The 16,545-nt window shown below is 74.5% G+C and carries 14 protein-coding genes, 1 rRNA gene and 1 pseudogene; 13 read left to right on the top strand and 3 right to left on the bottom strand.

All coding sequences use genetic code 11. The features are described 5' to 3' along the window. From rrf to ABTY40_RS25415, 3 genes and pseudogenes are all read left to right on the top strand, one after another. Positions 1–92, top strand: a 5S ribosomal RNA gene (gene rrf / locus ABTY40_RS25425); the annotation flags it as partial. A gap of 766 nt (positions 93–858) precedes the next feature. Further along, positions 859–1,467: pseudogene (locus ABTY40_RS30945) on the top strand (hypothetical protein); the annotation flags it as partial. A gap of 15 nt (positions 1,468–1,482) precedes the next feature. Continuing rightward, a complete protein-coding gene (locus ABTY40_RS25415; RefSeq protein WP_352061653.1) occupies positions 1,483–2,229 on the top strand; it encodes a tetratricopeptide repeat protein in 747 nt (248 codons plus the stop codon). A 57-nt stretch (positions 2,230–2,286) separates the two neighbouring features. Here the strand turns inward: ABTY40_RS25415 and ABTY40_RS25410 are convergent, their stop codons facing one another. Then, positions 2,287–3,579 (bottom strand): DUF1015 domain-containing protein, encoded by a 1,293-nt coding sequence (locus tag ABTY40_RS25410; RefSeq protein WP_352061648.1) that lies wholly within the window; start codon positions 3,577–3,579, stop codon positions 2,287–2,289. Between the two features lie 86 nt (positions 3,580–3,665). On the opposite strand from ABTY40_RS25410, the gene ABTY40_RS25405 reads away from it, so the two are divergent. From ABTY40_RS25405 to ABTY40_RS25390, 4 genes are all read left to right on the top strand, one after another. Next, positions 3,666–4,766 carry an HAD hydrolase-like protein gene (locus ABTY40_RS25405; protein WP_352061647.1) on the top strand — a complete coding sequence of 367 codons (1,101 nt, stop codon included), beginning with the start codon at positions 3,666–3,668 and terminating at the stop codon, positions 4,764–4,766. 74 nt (positions 4,767–4,840) lie between these two features. Beyond that, complete coding sequence (locus tag ABTY40_RS25400; protein ID WP_352061646.1) at positions 4,841–5,896, top strand: iron chelate uptake ABC transporter family permease subunit; 1,056 nt, start codon at positions 4,841–4,843, stop codon at positions 5,894–5,896. After that, on the top strand, positions 5,893–6,927 hold the full coding sequence (locus ABTY40_RS25395; RefSeq protein WP_352061645.1) for a FecCD family ABC transporter permease: 1,035 nt from the start codon (positions 5,893–5,895) through the stop codon (positions 6,925–6,927). Before ABTY40_RS25400 ends, ABTY40_RS25395 begins: the two co-directional genes overlap by 4 nt. A 29-nt stretch (positions 6,928–6,956) precedes the next feature. Beyond that, the gene (locus ABTY40_RS25390; RefSeq protein WP_352061652.1) at positions 6,957–7,853 is read left to right on the top strand and encodes an ABC transporter ATP-binding protein; all 897 of its coding nucleotides are present in this window, start codon (positions 6,957–6,959) and stop codon (positions 7,851–7,853) included. A 77-nt stretch (positions 7,854–7,930) separates the two neighbouring features. On the opposite strand, the gene ABTY40_RS25385 is transcribed toward ABTY40_RS25390, so the two are convergent. Then, on the bottom strand, positions 7,931–8,278 hold the full coding sequence (locus ABTY40_RS25385; protein ID WP_345286736.1) for an SCP2 sterol-binding domain-containing protein: 348 nt from the start codon (positions 8,276–8,278) through the stop codon (positions 7,931–7,933). 42 nt (positions 8,279–8,320) lie between these two features. On the opposite strand from ABTY40_RS25385, the gene ABTY40_RS30940 reads away from it, so the two are divergent. The 6 genes from ABTY40_RS30940 (at position 8,321) to ABTY40_RS25355 (ending at position 14,285) form a co-directional block, all read left to right on the top strand. Beyond that, complete coding sequence (locus ABTY40_RS30940; protein ID WP_502990672.1) at positions 8,321–8,764, top strand: hypothetical protein; 444 nt, start codon at positions 8,321–8,323, stop codon at positions 8,762–8,764. 7 nt (positions 8,765–8,771) lie between these two features. Then, the gene (locus tag ABTY40_RS25375; RefSeq protein WP_352061644.1) at positions 8,772–9,587 is read left to right on the top strand and encodes a TlyA family RNA methyltransferase; all 816 of its coding nucleotides are present in this window, start codon (positions 8,772–8,774) and stop codon (positions 9,585–9,587) included. Beyond that, a complete protein-coding gene (locus tag ABTY40_RS25370) occupies positions 9,584–10,507 on the top strand; it encodes an NAD kinase (protein ID WP_352061643.1) in 924 nt (307 codons plus the stop codon). The genes ABTY40_RS25375 and ABTY40_RS25370 overlap by 4 nt, the downstream gene beginning before the upstream one ends. A 59-nt stretch (positions 10,508–10,566) precedes the next feature. Then, positions 10,567–12,309 (top strand): DNA repair protein RecN, encoded by a 1,743-nt coding sequence (recN, locus tag ABTY40_RS25365; protein ID WP_352061642.1) that lies wholly within the window; start codon positions 10,567–10,569, stop codon positions 12,307–12,309. After that, on the top strand, positions 12,306–13,022 hold the full coding sequence (locus tag ABTY40_RS25360; protein WP_352061641.1) for a hypothetical protein: 717 nt from the start codon (positions 12,306–12,308) through the stop codon (positions 13,020–13,022). Before recN ends, ABTY40_RS25360 begins: the two co-directional genes overlap by 4 nt. A 174-nt stretch (positions 13,023–13,196) precedes the next feature. Beyond that, positions 13,197–14,285, top strand: a complete 1,089-nt coding sequence (locus tag ABTY40_RS25355; RefSeq protein WP_352061640.1) for a glycosyltransferase family 4 protein — start codon at positions 13,197–13,199, stop codon at positions 14,283–14,285. 26 nt (positions 14,286–14,311) lie between these two features. Here ABTY40_RS25355 and helR read toward each other — a convergent pair whose 3' ends face one another. Further along, a complete protein-coding gene (helR, locus tag ABTY40_RS25350) occupies positions 14,312–16,450 on the bottom strand; it encodes an RNA polymerase recycling motor ATPase HelR (RefSeq protein WP_352061639.1) in 2,139 nt (712 codons plus the stop codon). Positions 16,451–16,545 lie beyond the last annotated feature (95 nt).

The following is a 16,545-nucleotide window of genomic DNA, read 5'->3' as shown; positions in this document are numbered from 1 at the left end:
CGCCCGGTTACATTCCGAACCCGGAAGCTAAGCCTTTCAGCGCCGATGGTACTGCAGGGGGGACCCTGTGGGAGAGTAGGACGCCGCCGAACAATATTTCAGGACCCCTGGTCCCAGCGTTCATGCTGGGACCAGGGGTCCTTTTGTTTTTCCCCAGGCTTTTTGCCGATGCGCGGCGGAGTGCCGGCTGCGCGAGAATGACTGCAGTACCCGAAGACAGGAGTCACGCCGATGTCCACCAACTCTCCCGACGACCGACCGGAGCGCGAGCCGCGCCGCAAGGACGGTGGCGAGCGGGGCGGCTTCCGTGGGCCGCGTCGTGACGACAACCGTGGTGGTGACAACCGTGGTGGCGGCGGTTTCCGCCGTGATGACAACCGTGGCGGTGGCTTCCGTCGCGACGACAACCGCGGTGGTGACAACCGTGGCGGTGACAACCGTGGTGGCGGCGGTTTCCGCCGCGACGACAACCGTGGTGGCGGGTTCCGTCGTGACGACAACCGTGGTGGTGGGTTCCGTCGTGACGACACTCGCGGTGGCGACAACCGCGGTGGCGGCGGTTTCCGCCGCGATGACCGGCCTTCTTTCCCCCGTGACGACCGTCGTGATGACAACCGTGGCGGTGGCTTCCGCCGTGACGACAACCGCGGCGGTGACCGGCCCGCCTTCCGCCGCGACGACCGTCGTGACGACCGGCCGTCGTTCCGCCGTGACGAGCGACGTGACGACCGGCCGTCGTTCCGTCGCGACGACCGTCGTGATGACAACCGTGGCGGTGGCTTCCGTCGCGATGACCGCCGGGACGACAACCGCGGTGGTGACAACCGCGGCGGTGAGAACCGTGGTGGCGGTGGTTTCCGCCGTGACGACCGCCGTGACGAGCGTCCGTCGTTCCGTCGCGACGAGCGGCGCGATGAGCGTCCGTCGTTCCGCCGTGACGACCGGCCTTCTTTCCCCCGTGACGACCGTCGTGATGACAACCGTGGCGGTGGTTTCCGCCGTGACGACCGTCGCGACGAGCGTCCGTCGTTCCGCCGGGACGAGCGACGCGACGACCGCCGGGATGACCGTCGTGACGACCGGCCCTCGTTCCGCCGCGATGAGCGTCGTGACGAGCGTCCGTCGTTCCGTCGCGACGAGCGGCGCGATGAGCGTCCGTCGTTCCGCCGTGACGACCGGCCTTCTTTCCCCCGTGACGACCGTCGTGATGACAACCGTGGCGGTGGCTTCCGCCGTGACGACCGTCGCGACGAGCGTCCGTCGTTCCGCCGGGATGACCGGCCCTCGTCCTCGTTCTCGCGGGACGACCGCCGTGACGACCGGCCCCGTGGGCCGCGCCGTGACGACAGCCGGGGTGGCGGTGGCTTCCGTCGCGACGACCGGCGGGACGACAACCGCGGGGGTTACCGGGGTCGTGACGACCGGGGCGGATTCGGGCGCCGGGACGACCGGGACCGTGGGGACCGGGCGCCGATCAAGCGGCTGCCGATTCCGCCGGAGGTCACCGGTGAGGAGATCGACCCGGACGTGCGCCAGGAGCTCATGAGCCTGCCCAAGGGGCTCGCGGAGGACGTGTCGCGCAACCTGGTCATGGTCGCCCAGCTGATCGACGAGGACCCGGAGAAGGCGTACGAGTACTCCCGGATCGCCCTGCGGCTCGCCTCCCGCGTCGCCGCCGTTCGCGAGGCCGCCGGCTTCGCCGCGTACGCGACGCAGAAGTACTCCGAGGCGCTGGCCGAGTTCCGGGCCGCGCGGCGGATGAGCGGCGGGGTCGACCTCTGGCCCGTCATGGCCGACTGCGAGCGCGGCATGGGCCGGCCCGAGAGGGCGCTGGCCATGGCCGGTGAGCCCGAGGTGCAGAAGCTGGACAAGGCCGGGCAGGTCGAGATGCGGCTCGTGGCCGCCGGCGCCCGCCGCGACATGGGGCAGCTCGACGCGGCCATCGTGACGCTGCAGAGCCCCGAGCTCGCCTCCAGCGCCGTCCACCCGTGGACCGCGCGCCTGCGGTACGCCTACGCCGACGCGCTGCTGGCCGCAGGGCGGGAGCGCGAGGCGCGCGAGTGGTTCGCCAAGGCCCTGGAAGCCGACAAGGACGGTGCCACCGACGCCTCCGACCGGCTCGCGGAGCTGGACGGCGTCGAGTTCGTCGACGCGTTCGACGAGACGGCGGAGGAGCAGGGCGAGCACCCTGACGCCGACGACGCCGACGAGGATGACGACCGCGACTGACGTGGAAGAAGGGCGGCACCCCATCGGGGTGCCGCCCTTCTGTCGTTCCCGGACGCCTCAGTCGAGCGCGAGGCTCCGCAGGACCAGGCCCGTGGCCGGCTTGGGGCCGAAGGAGGTCGACTTGCGGGGCATCGTGACGCCCTGCCGGGCCAGGTCCCGGACGACCTCCTCGCGCACCGGGTGCATCAGGACCGCCGTACCGCCGCGGCGCTCGGCCTGCTCGACGGCCGCCTCCGTGTCGTGGATGTAGGCGATCTCCTCGGGGGCGTCCGGGATGTGCCAGACGTGGTCCAGGAGCGTGGAGTGCAGGACCGTCGCGTCCAGGGTGCGCCAGGCCTCCGGGCGGTCCGTGCGGATCGTCCGGGCCAGGAGGTCCCGGTCCGGGCGGTCCAGGAGGTGGAAACCGCCGTCGCCGGCGAGCAGGAAGGCGTTGCCCTCGGCCGCAGCCGAGGCGAGGGCGTCGAGGGCCGCCGGCAAGGGCCCGTCCAGGCGGCGGACGCGGAAGGCGTCGCCCACCGCCGTGAGGGCGTCCGCCACCGGCAGCCGGTTGAGAAGACGGTGGATCGCGCGGACCCGCAGCGGGTAGCGGACGGTGTCGATGAGGAGGACCAGGCCGTAGTTCCACGGTCCCGGCGCCCGGTGCTCGTCGCGCAGCCGCAGATAGGTCGCCCAGCGGTGGTGGCCGTCCGCGATGAGAGCCTGGTGGCGGGCGAGGTCGGCCGCCACCGCCGCCAGCTCGGCCGGGTCCGTGACCGACCACAGGCGGTGCTGGAACCCGTCCTCGGTGGTGGTGGACAGCAGCGGCTCGCGCTCCACGGTGCGCTCGACGACCGTGGCGGCGCCGTCGCCGTCGCCCGGGTAGGTGAGGAGCAGCGGCTCCAGGTTGGCCGCCGTCGTCCGCATCAGGGCCGCGCGGTCCTCCACCACGTGCGGCATCACGTCCTCGTGGGGCAGGACCACGCCCTCGTCGGGGGTGGTGAGCTCCAGGGCTCCGATGATCCCCCGCTGCAGGATGCCGTCGCCGTACTGCTCGTAGACGTAGAGCGCCGGTTCGGGGTCCGGGGCGAGGACGCCCTCCGCGATCCAGCGGTCGAGGGTGACGGCCGCCTTGCGGTGGCGGGTGCCGGCGGTGATGGCCTGCGGCAGGATCAGCCGGACGATGTTGTGCGGGTCGGCGGACTCCAGGTGGAGCAGCCCGTCAGGTCGTACGACGACGTCGTAGGGCGGCGACGTCACGGCGGCCAGACTGCCGACCCGCTCGGGGACGTAACGGAGTCCGCGGAACGGACGCAGGCGCAACCCTGCGGCGGCAGCGCGGGCGTCGGCGGCCGCGTGACCTGAGGTGTTCATCTCGTCATCGTATGTGGGGCGCGGGCATGAGCGATGATCGGGGGAGCGGGGGAAATTTCACCGGGCGATGTGAGGAGTACGGGGTCATGGCGCGAAGCGGGCAGGAGCGGCGGCACGTGAGGACGCGGCCCGGGGGCAGCGAGGTCGCGCTGAGCGCGGCGTACGACACGGCGCTCCTCGACCTGGACGGGGTGGTGTACGCGGGCGGCGAGGCCATCCGGTACGCCGTCGAGGCGCTCGGTACGGCCCGCGACGGCGGCATGCACCTGGCCTACGTCACCAACAACGCGCTGCGCACGCCGGACGCCGTGGCCGCGCACCTGACCGAGCTGGGGGTGCCGGCGCGGGGCGCGGACGTGGTCACCTCGGCGCAGGCCGTGGCCCGGATGATCGCCGAGGACGTGCCGGCCGGCGGGCGGGTGCTGGTGATCGGCGGGGAGGGGCTGCGGGTCGCCCTGCGCGAACGGGGCCTGGTGCCCGTGGAGTCGGCGGACGACGAGCCGGTCGCCGTCGTCCAGGGGTACGGCGGGCCCGACCTGCCGTGGGGGCGGTTCGCGGAGGCCGCGTACGCGGTGGCGCGCGGAGTGCCCTGGTACGCCTCCAACACCGACCTGACGATTCCCGGGGCGCGGGGCATCGGGCCCGGGAACGGGGCGGCGGTGGAGGTCGTACGGATCGCGACCGGGGGCGCCGTGGAGCCGAAGGTGGCGGGGAAGCCGCAGCCGCCCATGCACCGGGAGACGGTGCTGCGGACCGGGGCCGAGCGCCCGCTGGTCGTCGGGGACCGCCTGGACACCGACATCGAGGGCGCGTTCAACGGGGACGTGGACTCGCTGCTGGTCCTGACCGGTGTCACCGATGTGGCGACGCTGCTCGCCGCGGTCCCGCAGCACCGGCCCACGTACGTGGCGCGGGACCTGCGGGGCCTGCTGGAGGGGCAGCCCGAGGTGGTCCCCGCGGACGGCGGGGCGTTCGTGTGCGGCGGGTGGCGTGCGGCCGTGGAGGGCGGGGAGTTGACGCTGCGGCCGGCTGGCCCGGGGGCACCGGAGGACGGCGACGGTGGCCGTGACGGGGCGGGGGACGCGATGGACGGCGTGCGGGCCCTGTGCGGGGCGGCGTGGACCTCCGCGGGCGACGGGGCGTGCGGCCTGGACGCGGGGAAGGCGCTGGCGAGGCTGGGCCTGTAGGGGCCTTGAGCCACCTGCGGAGGGCCGCCGGTTCCCCTTCCGGCCAGCAGAGTTGGATAGGCTAACCTAACTCCGTGTTGGTCGAGAGTCCCTCCCGTGCGAGCGCGGAGTCGACAGGCGCTGCCCAGAAGCCGACGCGCCGGAATTCCGTGCGCGCCGTCGGTCTGGTCGGCGCCGTCGGCGTCCTGCTGCTGATCTGTGTCCTGAGCATCATGATCGGTGCCAAGCCGATGCCGCTGGGCGATGTGTGGCACGGGTTGTTCGACCCCACCGGCACGGGCAACGACATCATCGTGCGCGACGTCCGCGTGCCCCGGACCCTCCTCGGGCTGCTCGTCGGTCTCGCCCTCGGCCTGTCCGGGGCCGTGATGCAGGGCTTGACCCGCAATCCGCTCGCCGAGCCCGGCCTCCTCGGCGTCAACGCCGGTGCCGCGGCGGCCGTCGTGTCCGCGATCGCGTTCCTCGGCGTGGACGACGTCCGCGACTACGTCTGGTTCGCCTTCGCCGGCGCCGCCGTCGTCTCCGTCGTCGTGTACGTCCTCGGCGGCAGCCGCACCGCCACGCCCGTCCGGCTCGCCCTCGCCGGAACCGCCGCCACCGCCGCGCTCTACGGGTACGTCAACGCCGTCCAGCTGCTCAACTCCGCGGCCCTCGACCGGCTGCGGTTCTGGACGGTCGGCTCCCTCGCCTCCGCCACCATGGACACCGTCGGCCGGGTCGCCCCCTTCATCCTCGCCGGCGCCGTCCTCGCCCTCCTCATCTCCCGGCCCCTGAACGCCATGGAGATGGGCGACGACACCGCCCGCGCCCTCGGCGCCCACATCAACCGCACGCGGGTCATCGCCATGGCCGCCGTCACCCTCATGTGCGGGGCCGCCACCGCCGCCTGCGGGCCCATCGTCTTCCTCGGCCTCATGGTGCCGTACATGGTGCGGGCCCTGACCGGGCCGGACATGCGCTGGATCCTGCCGTACGCGGCGGTCCTGGCGCCCGTGCTGCTGCTCGGCTCCGACGTGATCGGGCGCATGATCGCCCGCCCCGCCGAACTCCAGGTCGGCATCGTGACCGCCCTCGTCGGCGGGCCCGTCTTCATCCGACTCGTACGCCGCAAGAGGATGGCCCAGCTGTGACCACCAAGACCCTGCGGACCGCGGGAGGGCTCTCCGTGCGGTACGCGCCCCGCGGCGCGCTGTCCGTGCTCGGGCTGTTCGTGCTGACCCTGGCCGGTGCCGTCGTGCTCGTCGGCACCGGAGACTTCCCCATGACGCCCGGCGAGGTCGTCGACACCCTCCTGGGCAAGGGCACGCTCGTCCAGGAATTCGCCGTCATGGAGATCCGGCTGCCGCGCGTCCTCGTCGCCGTCCTCGTCGGCGCCGCGCTCGCTGTCGGCGGGGCCGTCTTCCAGTCGATCTCGCGCAATCCGCTCGGCAGCCCCGACGTCATCGGCTTCGGGCAGGGCGCCACCGTCGGCGCGCTCACCGTCATCGTCCTCTTCCAGGGCAGCGCCGCCGCCGCGGCCGGCGGGGCCGTCGTCGGCGGGCTCGTCACCGGCGCGGCGATCTACCTGCTGGCGTGGAAGAAGGGCGTGCACGGCTACCGGCTCGTGCTCGTGGGCATCGGCGCCGCCGCCATGCTGACCTCGGTCATCCACTACCTGATCACCAAGGCGAACCTGGTGGACGCCACCCGCGCCACCGTGTGGATGACGGGCTCCCTCGACGGGCGCGACTGGGCCCAGTTCTGGCCGCTCCTCACCGTCTGCTGCGTCCTGCTGCCGCTCGTCCTCGGGCACGGCCGGGCCCTGCGCATGCTGGAGATGGGTGACGACGCCGCGTACGCCCTCGGTGTGAAGGTCGAGCGGACCCGGATCCTCCTCATGGCTTCGGCCGTCCTGCTCGTCGCCGTCGCCACCTCCGCCGCCGGGCCGATCGTCTTCGTGTCGCTGAGCGCCCCGCAGCTGGCCCGTCGGCTGACCCGGACGCCCGGCCCCAACCTCGGCGCCTCCGCCCTCATGGGCGCGGTGCTGCTGCTCGCCGCCGACTGGCTGGCCACCAACGCCTTCGGGGAGCGCCAGCTGCCCGTCGGGGTCGTCACCGGCATCCTCGGCGGCTGCTATCTGCTCTGGCTGCTCGTCACCGAACGCAAGGCGGGCCGCATATGACCACGGACAAGAACAACGGGAGTACGGGTATGGACGGTCAGCGGCAGGAGCGGCGCGGACGGCAGCGGCTCGGCGCGGAGGCGGTCACCCTCGCCTACGAGCAGCGGGTCATCGCCCGCGACCTCTCCGTCGAGATCCCCGACCACTCCTTCACGGTCATCGTCGGCCCCAACGCCTGCGGCAAGTCCACGCTGCTGCGGGCCCTGTCCCGGATGCTGAAGCCGGCCCGGGGCCGGGTCCTGCTCGACGGGGAGTCGATCCACAGCCTGCCGGCGAAGAAGGTCGCCAGGACCCTCGGCCTGCTGCCCCAGTCGTCCATCGCCCCCGACGGCATCACCGTCGCCGACCTCGTCGCCCGCGGCCGCTACCCGCACCAGGGCCTGCTGCGCCAGTGGTCGCCCGAGGACGAGCGGATCGTCCAGGAGTCCATGGAGGCCACCGGGGTCGCCGAACTCGCCGAACGCTTCGTGGACGAGCTGTCCGGCGGCCAGCGCCAGCGCGTCTGGATCGCCATGGCCCTCGCCCAGCAGACCCCGCTCCTCCTGCTGGACGAGCCGACCACCTACCTCGACATCCAGCACCAGATCGACATCCTCGACCTCTGCGCCGAGCTGCACGAGACGCAGGGGCGGACGCTCGTCGCCGTCCTGCACGACCTCAACCACGCGGCCCGGTACGCCACCCACCTCATCGCCGTGCGCGGCGGCGAGGTCGTCGCGGAGGGCCCGCCGTCCCAGGTGGTGACCGCCGAGCTCGTCGAGAAGGTCTTCGGGCTGCGCTGCCAGGTCATCGAGGACCCGGAGACGGGCACCCCGCTGGTCGTCCCGGCCGGCCGTCAGGCGCGGTCCCGGCGGCCCGCCGCGGCCCCGGAGCCGGCCGCCGCCGAGACCTCCGCCCCCCGGCCGGAGCCCGCGCTCGGGAAGTGAGGCCTGGCCCCGGGCGGGGGCGTACGCGGCGTCGGTCCGTGCGCCGGGTGCGCGAGCGCCCGGTGGGCCGACGGCGCCTACAGCGCGGACCGCAGCCGCAGCAGATCGCGGAGGCCCGCCTCCAGACGGACCCGGCCGGAGGCCCAGGCCTTCGCGAAGTTCAGTGTGCCGTCGACCATCGCCACCAGGTCGTCGCCGGTCATCGCGAGCCGGATCTGCGCCTTCGCGGGCGGCGGCCCGGGGACCGTCTCCTCGACGTGGATCCGGCCGTCCGCGAGGCGGCCGGTGAAGGTGGTGTCCAGGTCGGTGAGGTGGCAGCTCAGGGTGCGGTCGAGCCCGGCGGCGCCCCGTACACCGCCGTCCGACCCGGCCAGGTCGTCGGAGAGTCTGTCCAGTGCCGCGCGGCACTCCGTGATCGTCGCCATCGCCGACGACGGTACCGCAGGGCTTCGCGGTAGCGTCGGGGCATGAGCGATGCGAAGCCGGAAGCGGTGCCCGGCGGGGGTGCGGGCACGAGCGAGGACACGGGGCGGGACCCGGCCCCGGGCGTGGATCCCGGCCGGGCCCCGGAGGGGCACCCGGCCCCCGGGGCGGACAGGAGCCACGACGACGCCGCCCCGGCCGCCGGGACCGCCGCGCGCGCGGACCCGGCGCCCGGCCCCGCGCGCGCACCCGATTCCGTACCGGACGGCGGCGCGGGGCCGGAGACGGGCGGTGAGCCCCTCGGCGTGCCCCGGGAGCCCACCGGGTACGCCGCCGTCGACGCGCATCTGGAGCGGCTGGCCGAGGTCGACCGCCTCCCGGCGGACCGGCACCCGGCCGTGTACGAGGATGTACACCGTGGACTGCGCGCCGAGCTGACCTCGCTCGACGCGCACCCCGCCCCCCGACCGCACGACAACAGGAGCTGAACCGAACGTGGCAGGAGTGGCACGCCGCCGTCTCGACGCCGAGCTGGTCCGGCGCAAACTCGCGCGGTCGCGCGAGCACGCCGGCCAGCTGATCGCCGCGGGCCGGGTGACCGTCGGCAAGACCGTCGCCACCAAGCCCGCCACCCAGGTCGAAACGGCCGCGGCCATCGTCGTCGCCCAGGACGACTCCGACCCCGACTACGTGTCGCGCGGCGGCCACAAGCTCGCCGGTGCCCTCGACGCCTTCGTCCCCCGGGGGCTTCGGGTCGAGGGCCGGCGCGCCCTCGACGCGGGCGCCTCCACCGGAGGCTTCACCGATGTCCTGCTGCGCGCCGGCGCCGCCCATGTCGTCGCCGTCGACGTCGGCTACGGACAGCTCGCCTGGTCGCTGCAGAGCGACGCCCGCGTCACCGTGAAGGACCGCACCAACGTGCGCGAGTTGACACTCGACGCCATCGACGGCATTCCCGTCGATCTCGTCGTCGGCGACCTCTCCTTCATCCCCCTCGGCCTCGTGCTGCCCGCCCTCGTCGCCTGCACCGCCCCCGACGCCGACCTCGTCCTGATGGTGAAACCGCAGTTCGAAGTGGGTAAGGAGCGGCTCGGGTCCGGCGGAGTGGTGCGGAGCGACGAACTCCGCGCCGACGCCGTGAAGAACGTCGCGCGGCAGGCCGGGGAGCTCGGACTCGGTGTCCTGGGCGTCACGGCGAGCCCGCTGCCCGGCCCCTCCGGAAACGTCGAGTACTTTCTGTGGCTGCGGGCAGGAGCGCCCGCGCTGGATCCGGCCGACGTCGACCGGGCCGTGGCGGAGGGACCTCGTTGAGTTCATCGGCAGCAGCACCAGAGTCAGCACCGCGTACCGTCTTCCTGCTCGCGCACACCGGCCGGCCGGCCGCCGTGCGCAGCGCCGAACTGGTCGTCCTGGGGCTGCTGCGCAGCGGCATAGGCGTCCGCGTCCTCGAGGCCGAGGCCGCGGACCTGCCGCTGCCCCCCTCCGTCGAGAAGGTGCCGGAGGCCTGCTCCGACGCCCTCGACGGCTGTGAACTGCTCGTCGTCCTCGGCGGCGACGGCACCCTGCTGCGCGGGGCCGAGTTCTCCCGCGCCTCCGGCGTCCCCATGCTCGGCGTCAACCTCGGCCGCGTCGGCTTCCTCGCCGAGGCCGAGCGGGACGACCTGGACAAGGTCGTCGACCGGGTCGTCACCAAGGCGTACGAGGTCGAGGAGCGGATGACGCTCGACGTCGCCGTCCACCAGAACGGGGACGTGCTGCACCGCGACTGGGCGCTCAACGAGGCCGCCGTTCAGAAGGTCTCCCCGGAGCGCATGCTGGAGGTCGTCCTCGCCATCGACGGGCGCCCGGTGACCGGCTTCGGCTGCGACGGGGTGATCTGCGCGACCCCCACCGGCTCCACCGCCTACGCCTTCTCGGCGGGCGGACCGGTCGTCTGGCCGGAGGTGGAGGCCCTCCTCATGGTCCCGATCGGGGCGCACGCCCTCTTCGCCAAGCCGCTCGTCACCACCCCCGACTCGGTCCTGGCCGTGGAGGTCGAGCCGCACACCCCGCACGGCGTCCTGTGGTGCGACGGGCGGCGGACCGTGGAGCTCCCGGCGGGCGCGCGCGTCGAGGTCCGGCGCGGCGCCGTCCCCGTCCGGCTCGCCCGCCTCCACCACGCCTCCTTCACGGACCGGCTCGTCGCCAAGTTCGCCCTGCCCGTCTCCGGCTGGCGCGGCGCCCCCCACTGATCCACGCCCTCACGGGTGACGCACGGGGCCGATGTCGCATCCGACCCGGGAAACCTCGTATGGTCTGGGGCGTGCTGGAGGAGATGCGGATACGGTCGCTCGGGGTCATCGACGACGCGGTGGTCGAGCTGTCGCCCGGCTTCACCGCGGTGACCGGTGAGACCGGTGCGGGCAAGACCATGGTCGTGACCAGCCTGGGGTTGCTGCTGGGCGGACGGGCCGACCCGGCCCTGGTACGGATCGGCGCGGCCTCGGCCGTCGTCGAGGGGCGGATCACCGTGCCCGCGGGCGCGCCCGCCGCCGTACGCGCCGAGGAGGCCGGGGCGGAGCTCGACGACGGCGCGCTCCTGGTGAGCCGCACCATCTCGGCGGAAGGGCGGTCCCGGGCCCACCTGGGCGGGCGCTCCGTGCCCGTCGGGCTGCTCGCGGAGCTCGCCGACGAGCTCGTCGCCGTCCACGGCCAGACCGACCAGCAGGGCCTCCTCAAGCCCGCCCGGCAGCGCGGCGCGCTCGACCGGTACGCCGGGGAGGGCGTCTCCGTCCCCCTCGCCGCGTACGGCACGGCGTACAAGCGGCTGCGGGCCGTCACCGCCGAGCTGGAGGAGATCACCACCCGGGCACGTGAGCGAGCCCAGGAGGCCGACCTGCTGCGCTTCGGGCTCACGGAGATCGAGGCCGTCGCCCCGCGCGCCGGGGAGGACGTCGAACTGGCCGCGGAGGCCGAGCGCCTCGGACACGCCGAGGCCCTCGCCTCCGCCGCCGCGCTCGCCCACCGCGCGCTCGCCGGCGACCCCGAGGACCCCGAGGCCGTCGACGCCACGACCCTCGTCGCGGGCGCGGGCCGCGCCCTGGAGACCGTACGGGCGCACGATCCCGCGCTCGCCGCGCTCGCCGACCGGACCGAGGAGATCTCCATCCTCCTCGCGGACGTGGCGGGAGAGCTCGCCGGCTACGCCGACAACCTGGACGCCGATCCGCTGCGGCTGGCCGCCGTCGAGGAGCGGCGGGCCGCCCTGACCCAGCTGACCCGGAAGTACGGGGAGGACGTCTCGGCCGTCCTCGCCTGGGCGGAGGAGAGCGCCTCGCGCCTCGGCGAGCTCGACGGCGACGACGACCGCGTGGAGGAGCTGACCGCCGAGCGGGACCGGCTGCGCGACGAGCTGTCCGTGCTCGCGCAGCGGCTCACCGACGCCCGGACCGAGGCCGCCGCCCGCTTCGCCGACGCGGTCACCGCCGAACTGGCCTCCCTCGCCATGCCGCACGCGCGCGTGTCCTTCGACATCCGGCAGACCGAGGACCCGGAGGGCGTCGAGGTCGGCGGCCGGCGCGTCGCGTACGGTCCGTCCGGCGCCGACGAGGTGGAGCTGCTGCTCGCCCCGCACCCCGGGGCCCCGCCGCGCCCGATCGCCAAGGGGGCCTCGGGCGGTGAACTGTCCCGGGTGATGCTCGCCGTCGAGGTCGTCTTCGCCGGGGTCGACCCCGTGCCGACGTACCTCTTCGACGAGGTCGACGCGGGCGTCGGCGGCAAGGCGGCCGTGGAGATCGGCCGCCGGCTCGCCAAGCTGGCCAGGAGCGCGCAGGTCGTGGTCGTCACCCACCTTCCGCAGGTGGCCGCCTTCGCCGACCGGCAGCTGCTGGTCGAGAAGACCAGCGACGGCTCGGTGACCCGCTCCGGCGTGACCGTCCTCGAGGGCGAGGAGCGGGTGCGGGAGCTGTCCCGGATGCTCGCCGGCCAGGAGGACTCCGAGACGGCGCGCGCGCACGCCGAGGAACTGCTCGCCACCGCCCGGGCCGACGTGTGAACGGGCTCGCCGCCTTCGGGCTCGCCGCCGGCGTGACCCGCGCCGTGTACGAAGGGGTGCGCCGCCGGGGACCCGGCGGCCGGTGGCTGCGCACCAACCACGCGGGGCGGAGCGTCGACCTGTACGCGGGGCCGGCGACCGCCCTGGGCGCGGCGGCCGGCGCCGGCAGCGGCCCGGTCGCGCTCGCCGTCCTCGCGGCCGGTGCCTGCGGGGCGTACGACGACGTGCGCGGCGACCACCGGCGCGGTTTCCGCGCCCACCTGGCGGCGCTGCGGCACGGCGAGGTCACCAGCGGGGCGGTGAAGCTCTTCGGGATCGGCGCCGCGTCGCTGGTCGCCGGGGCCCTCCTGAAGGAGCGGCCGGCCGACAAGCTCCTCGCGGGCGTCGTCATCGCCGGGACCGCCCACCTGGTCAACCTGACGGACGTACGGCCGGGCCGCGCCGGACTCCTGGTGCTCGGGCTCGGCCTGCCGGGACTGCTCCGGGGACCCGCCGCCGCCCCGCTCGCCGCCGCCCCGGTCGGCGCGGCGCTGGCCGTGCTCGCCGACGACCTGGGGGAGAAGACCATGCTCGGCGACACCGGCGCGCACGCGCTCGGTGCCGCCCTCGGCGCGGCCGTCGCCGCCGGGAACGGGCGGACGGGGCTCGTCGTCCACGCGGCCGGGCTGATCGCCGCCGCGGCCTGGGGGGAGTGGGACGGCGCCCGGACGTGACCGCCGGCGCGCGGGGAGGACGGGCGCCGGAAGGCCCCTCCCGCGCGCTCACCCGTGTGGGTGATCCGAGGGTCGGGATCCGGCCGCCGGGACCCCGACCGCGCAAGGGGACGACGCCATTTCGGCGCCGGAACGTGCGTACGGTCCCGGGCCCGGGCTGGCATCCTTGGGCGCGTGACACAGCTCCGTACGGTCCAGGTGCTGGGCGGTGGCAGCGCGGGCAGCAGCGCGCACGTCCGATCACTTGCCTCGGGGCTGGTGGCCAGGGGCGTGCGGGTGACCGTGTGCGCCCCGGCCGGCCTGGACCGCGTCTACGACTACGCCGGCGCGGGCGCGCACTTCGTCCCGCTGCCGGGCCCCGGCGACCTGGCGGCCGTCGCCGCCGTCCGCAACGCCTCCATCGGCGCGGACGTCGTGCACGCCCACGGCCTGCACGCCTCCGTGCGGGCCGCCCTCGCCCTCTCCGGCGGCGGCACCCCGGCCCGTACCCCGCTCGTCACCACCTGGCACACCCGGGCCCACGCGGACGGGCCGCGCGGCGGCGTCCTGCGGCTCCTGGAGCGCAGGACCGCGCGGGCCGCGGCGGTCGTCCTCGCCACCTCCTCGGAACTCGTGGACCGGGCCCGCAGACGCGGCGCGCGGGACGCCCGGCTCGCGCCCGTCGCCGTACCGGCCGGGCGGGGGCCCGTCTGCCTCCAGGACGGCAAGGCCCGCGCCGAACTCGGCGCCGTCGAGCGGCCTTTGCTGATGGCCGTCGGCGCGCTCGAACGAGGCCGCGGGTACGGGACGCTGCTCGACGCGGCGCGCGTGTGGCGCGAACTCGACCCCCAGCCGCTTCTGGTCGTCGCCGGCGAGGGCCCGCGGCGCGCCCAGCTCCAGCGGCGGATCGAGGACGAGGGCCTGGCCGTCCGGCTCATCGGCCGCCGCGACGACGTGGCGGAACTGCTCGCCGCGGCGGACATCGCCGTCCTCCCGTCCCGCTGGGAGGCCCGCTCGCTGCTGGCCCAGGAGGCCCTGCGCCTCGGCGTGCCGCTCGTCGCGACGGCCGTCGGCGGCGTGCCCGAACTCGTCGGCGACGCGGCCGAACTCGTCCCGTACGGCGACGCGGCCGCCCTGGCGGAGGCGGTCCGCGGTCTGCTCGAGGACACGGACCGCCGCATGGACCTGGCGGCGGCCGGCCGGACGCAGGCCAGGACCTGGCCGACGGAGGACGAGACGATCGCCCACGTGCTCAGCGTGTACGACGAACTGTCCGGGCGCTGAGGGGGCCAGGCCGGCCGGTGGCGCGGTCAGGCAGCCGTGCGCAGGACCACCAGCCGCTGCGTCGCGCGGGTCATGGCGACGTAACGGTCCACCGCTCCCTCGATGCCCGTGCCGAAGGCCTCCGGGTCGACCAGGACGACCAGGTCGAACTCCAGGCCCTTCGACAGTCCGGGCGTGAGGGAGCGGACGCGCGGGCGCTCCCTGAAGGCGGGGGCACCGATGACGCAGGCGACGCCCTCGGTGTGCTCGGCGAGCCAGCCGGCCAGGACCGCGTCCAGCTCCGTCACGGGGCCGTGGACGACCGGTACACCCGTGCTGCGGACCGAGACCGGTACGTTGGCGTCGGGGAGAGCCGCCCGGATCACCGTCTCCGCCTCCGTCATGACCTCCTCCGGCGTGCGGTAGTTGATGCCCAGCGAGGTCACCTCGATCCGGTCCATGCCGACCCGCTCCAGCCGCTCCGTCCACGACTCCGTGAAGCCGTGCCGGGCCTGGGCGCGGTCGCCGACGACGGTGAAGCTCCGCGAAGGGCAGCGCGACAGCAGCATCTGCCACTCGGCGTCGGTGAGTTCCTGCGCCTCGTCCACCACGATGTGCGCGAAGGGCCCGGCGAGCGGGTCCGTCAGGGCGCCGGGCAGCGCGCTCCCGTCGATCAGGGTGTCCTGGAGGTCCCTGCCCAGCAGCATGGTGACCGCGCCCTCGCCGTCCGCGTCGGACCGCACGATGTTGTCGATGACCCCGGCCATCCGCTCGCGCTCGGCCGCGACGGCGGCGTCGTGCCGCCGCTTGCGCACGGACGCCTTCGGGTCGCCGAGCCGCTGCCGCGCCGCGTCCAGGAGCGGCAGGTCGCAGACCGTCCAGGCCTGGGCGTCCGCCCGCTGCAGGCGGCGCACCTCGTCCGCGGCCAGCCACGGCGCGCACAGCCGCAGGTAGGCGGGCACCGACCACAGGTCCCCGACGAGGTCCGTCGCCTCCAGGAGCGGCCAGGCCGAGGCGAGGGCACCCGACAGCTCCTTGTCGTACCGCAGGGCGCGGCGGAACTGGTCCTCGGGGACGTCGTCCTGCAGCTTCTCGAGGAGGATCGTGCCCAGTTCGTCCCAGATGAGTTCGCGGCCCTCGTTGTGCGGGGCGCCCTCGGCGGCCTCGAAGGCCTCGGTCCACTCGTCGGCGGTCAGCGGGATCTGCGCCCAGGGGGTGGAGACCGTCAGCCCCTCGGTGGGCGGCTCCTCGTAGAACCGGGCCGCCAGCTCGATCGTGCGGACCATGGCCACCGAGGACTTCAGCCGGGCCACCTCCGGATCGGTCTCGGCGACCGCCCGCGCGCCCTCGGGGACGAGGTCCCGTACGGTGCAGGTCCGCACCCCCTCCTCGCCGAGGCTCGGCAGCACGTCGGCGACGTAGTTCAGGTACGGCTGGTGGGGGCCGACGAACAGCACGCCGCCCCTGCGGTGGCCCAGGCGCGGGTCGGAGTGCAGGAGGTACGCCGCCCGGTGCAGGGCCACGACGGTCTTGCCGGTGCCGGGGCCGCCGTCGACCACGAGGGCGCCCTTGGAGCCCGCGCGGATGATGGCGTCCTGGTCGGCCTGGATGGTGGCGAGGACGTCGCGCATCCGCTCGGACCGGTTACCGCCCAGGCTCGCGATGAAGGCCGACTGGTCGTCCAGGGCCGCGTGCCCTTCGAGGCCTTCGGCGGTGAACACCTCGTCCCAGTAGTCCGTGACGCGCCCGCCGGACCACCGGTACCTGCGGCGGCTGACGAGCCCCATCGGATGGGCGTGGGTGGCGGCGAAGAAGGGTTCCGCCGCGGGGGTGCGCCAGTCGACGAGCAGGCGGCGGCCGGTGCTGTCGGTGAGGCCGAGGCGCCCGATGTACACCGGCTCCTCGTCGCCCGCGCCGACGACCCGGCCCAGGCACAGGTCCAGGCCGAAGCGGCGCAGGGTGCGCAGCCGGCCGCTGAGCCGGTGGATCTCGGAGTCCCGTTCCATGGCCTCGCGGCCGGCGCCGCCCGGCGCCCTGCGCACCTCGGCCAGGCGGTCGGACAGTTCGGTGATCGACTGCTCCAGGCTCTCGGCGACGGCGGCGAAATGCTTCTCGTCACCGGCGATCAGTGCCGGGTCGGCCTTGGGGGAGAGTCGGTCGGGCAGGTCGAACGCACTGGAGCACACTTCGGTGAATCTCCCATTTCCGCAGCTCGGGGGGTGAGGCCTGTGATTCTGCGGTACGAAGGGGGCCTTGCCGCAAGGCCCCCTGTGTGCTATAG

The sequence above is a fragment of the Streptomyces sp. NPDC126503 genome (genome assembly GCF_040302405.1).
In the GTDB taxonomy this organism is placed as follows: Bacteria; Actinomycetota; Actinomycetes; order Streptomycetales; family Streptomycetaceae; genus Streptomyces; species Streptomyces gulbargensis.
The sequence above is the reverse complement of the archived record's forward strand: the minus strand, read 5'-3'. Positions and strand labels throughout refer to the sequence as shown.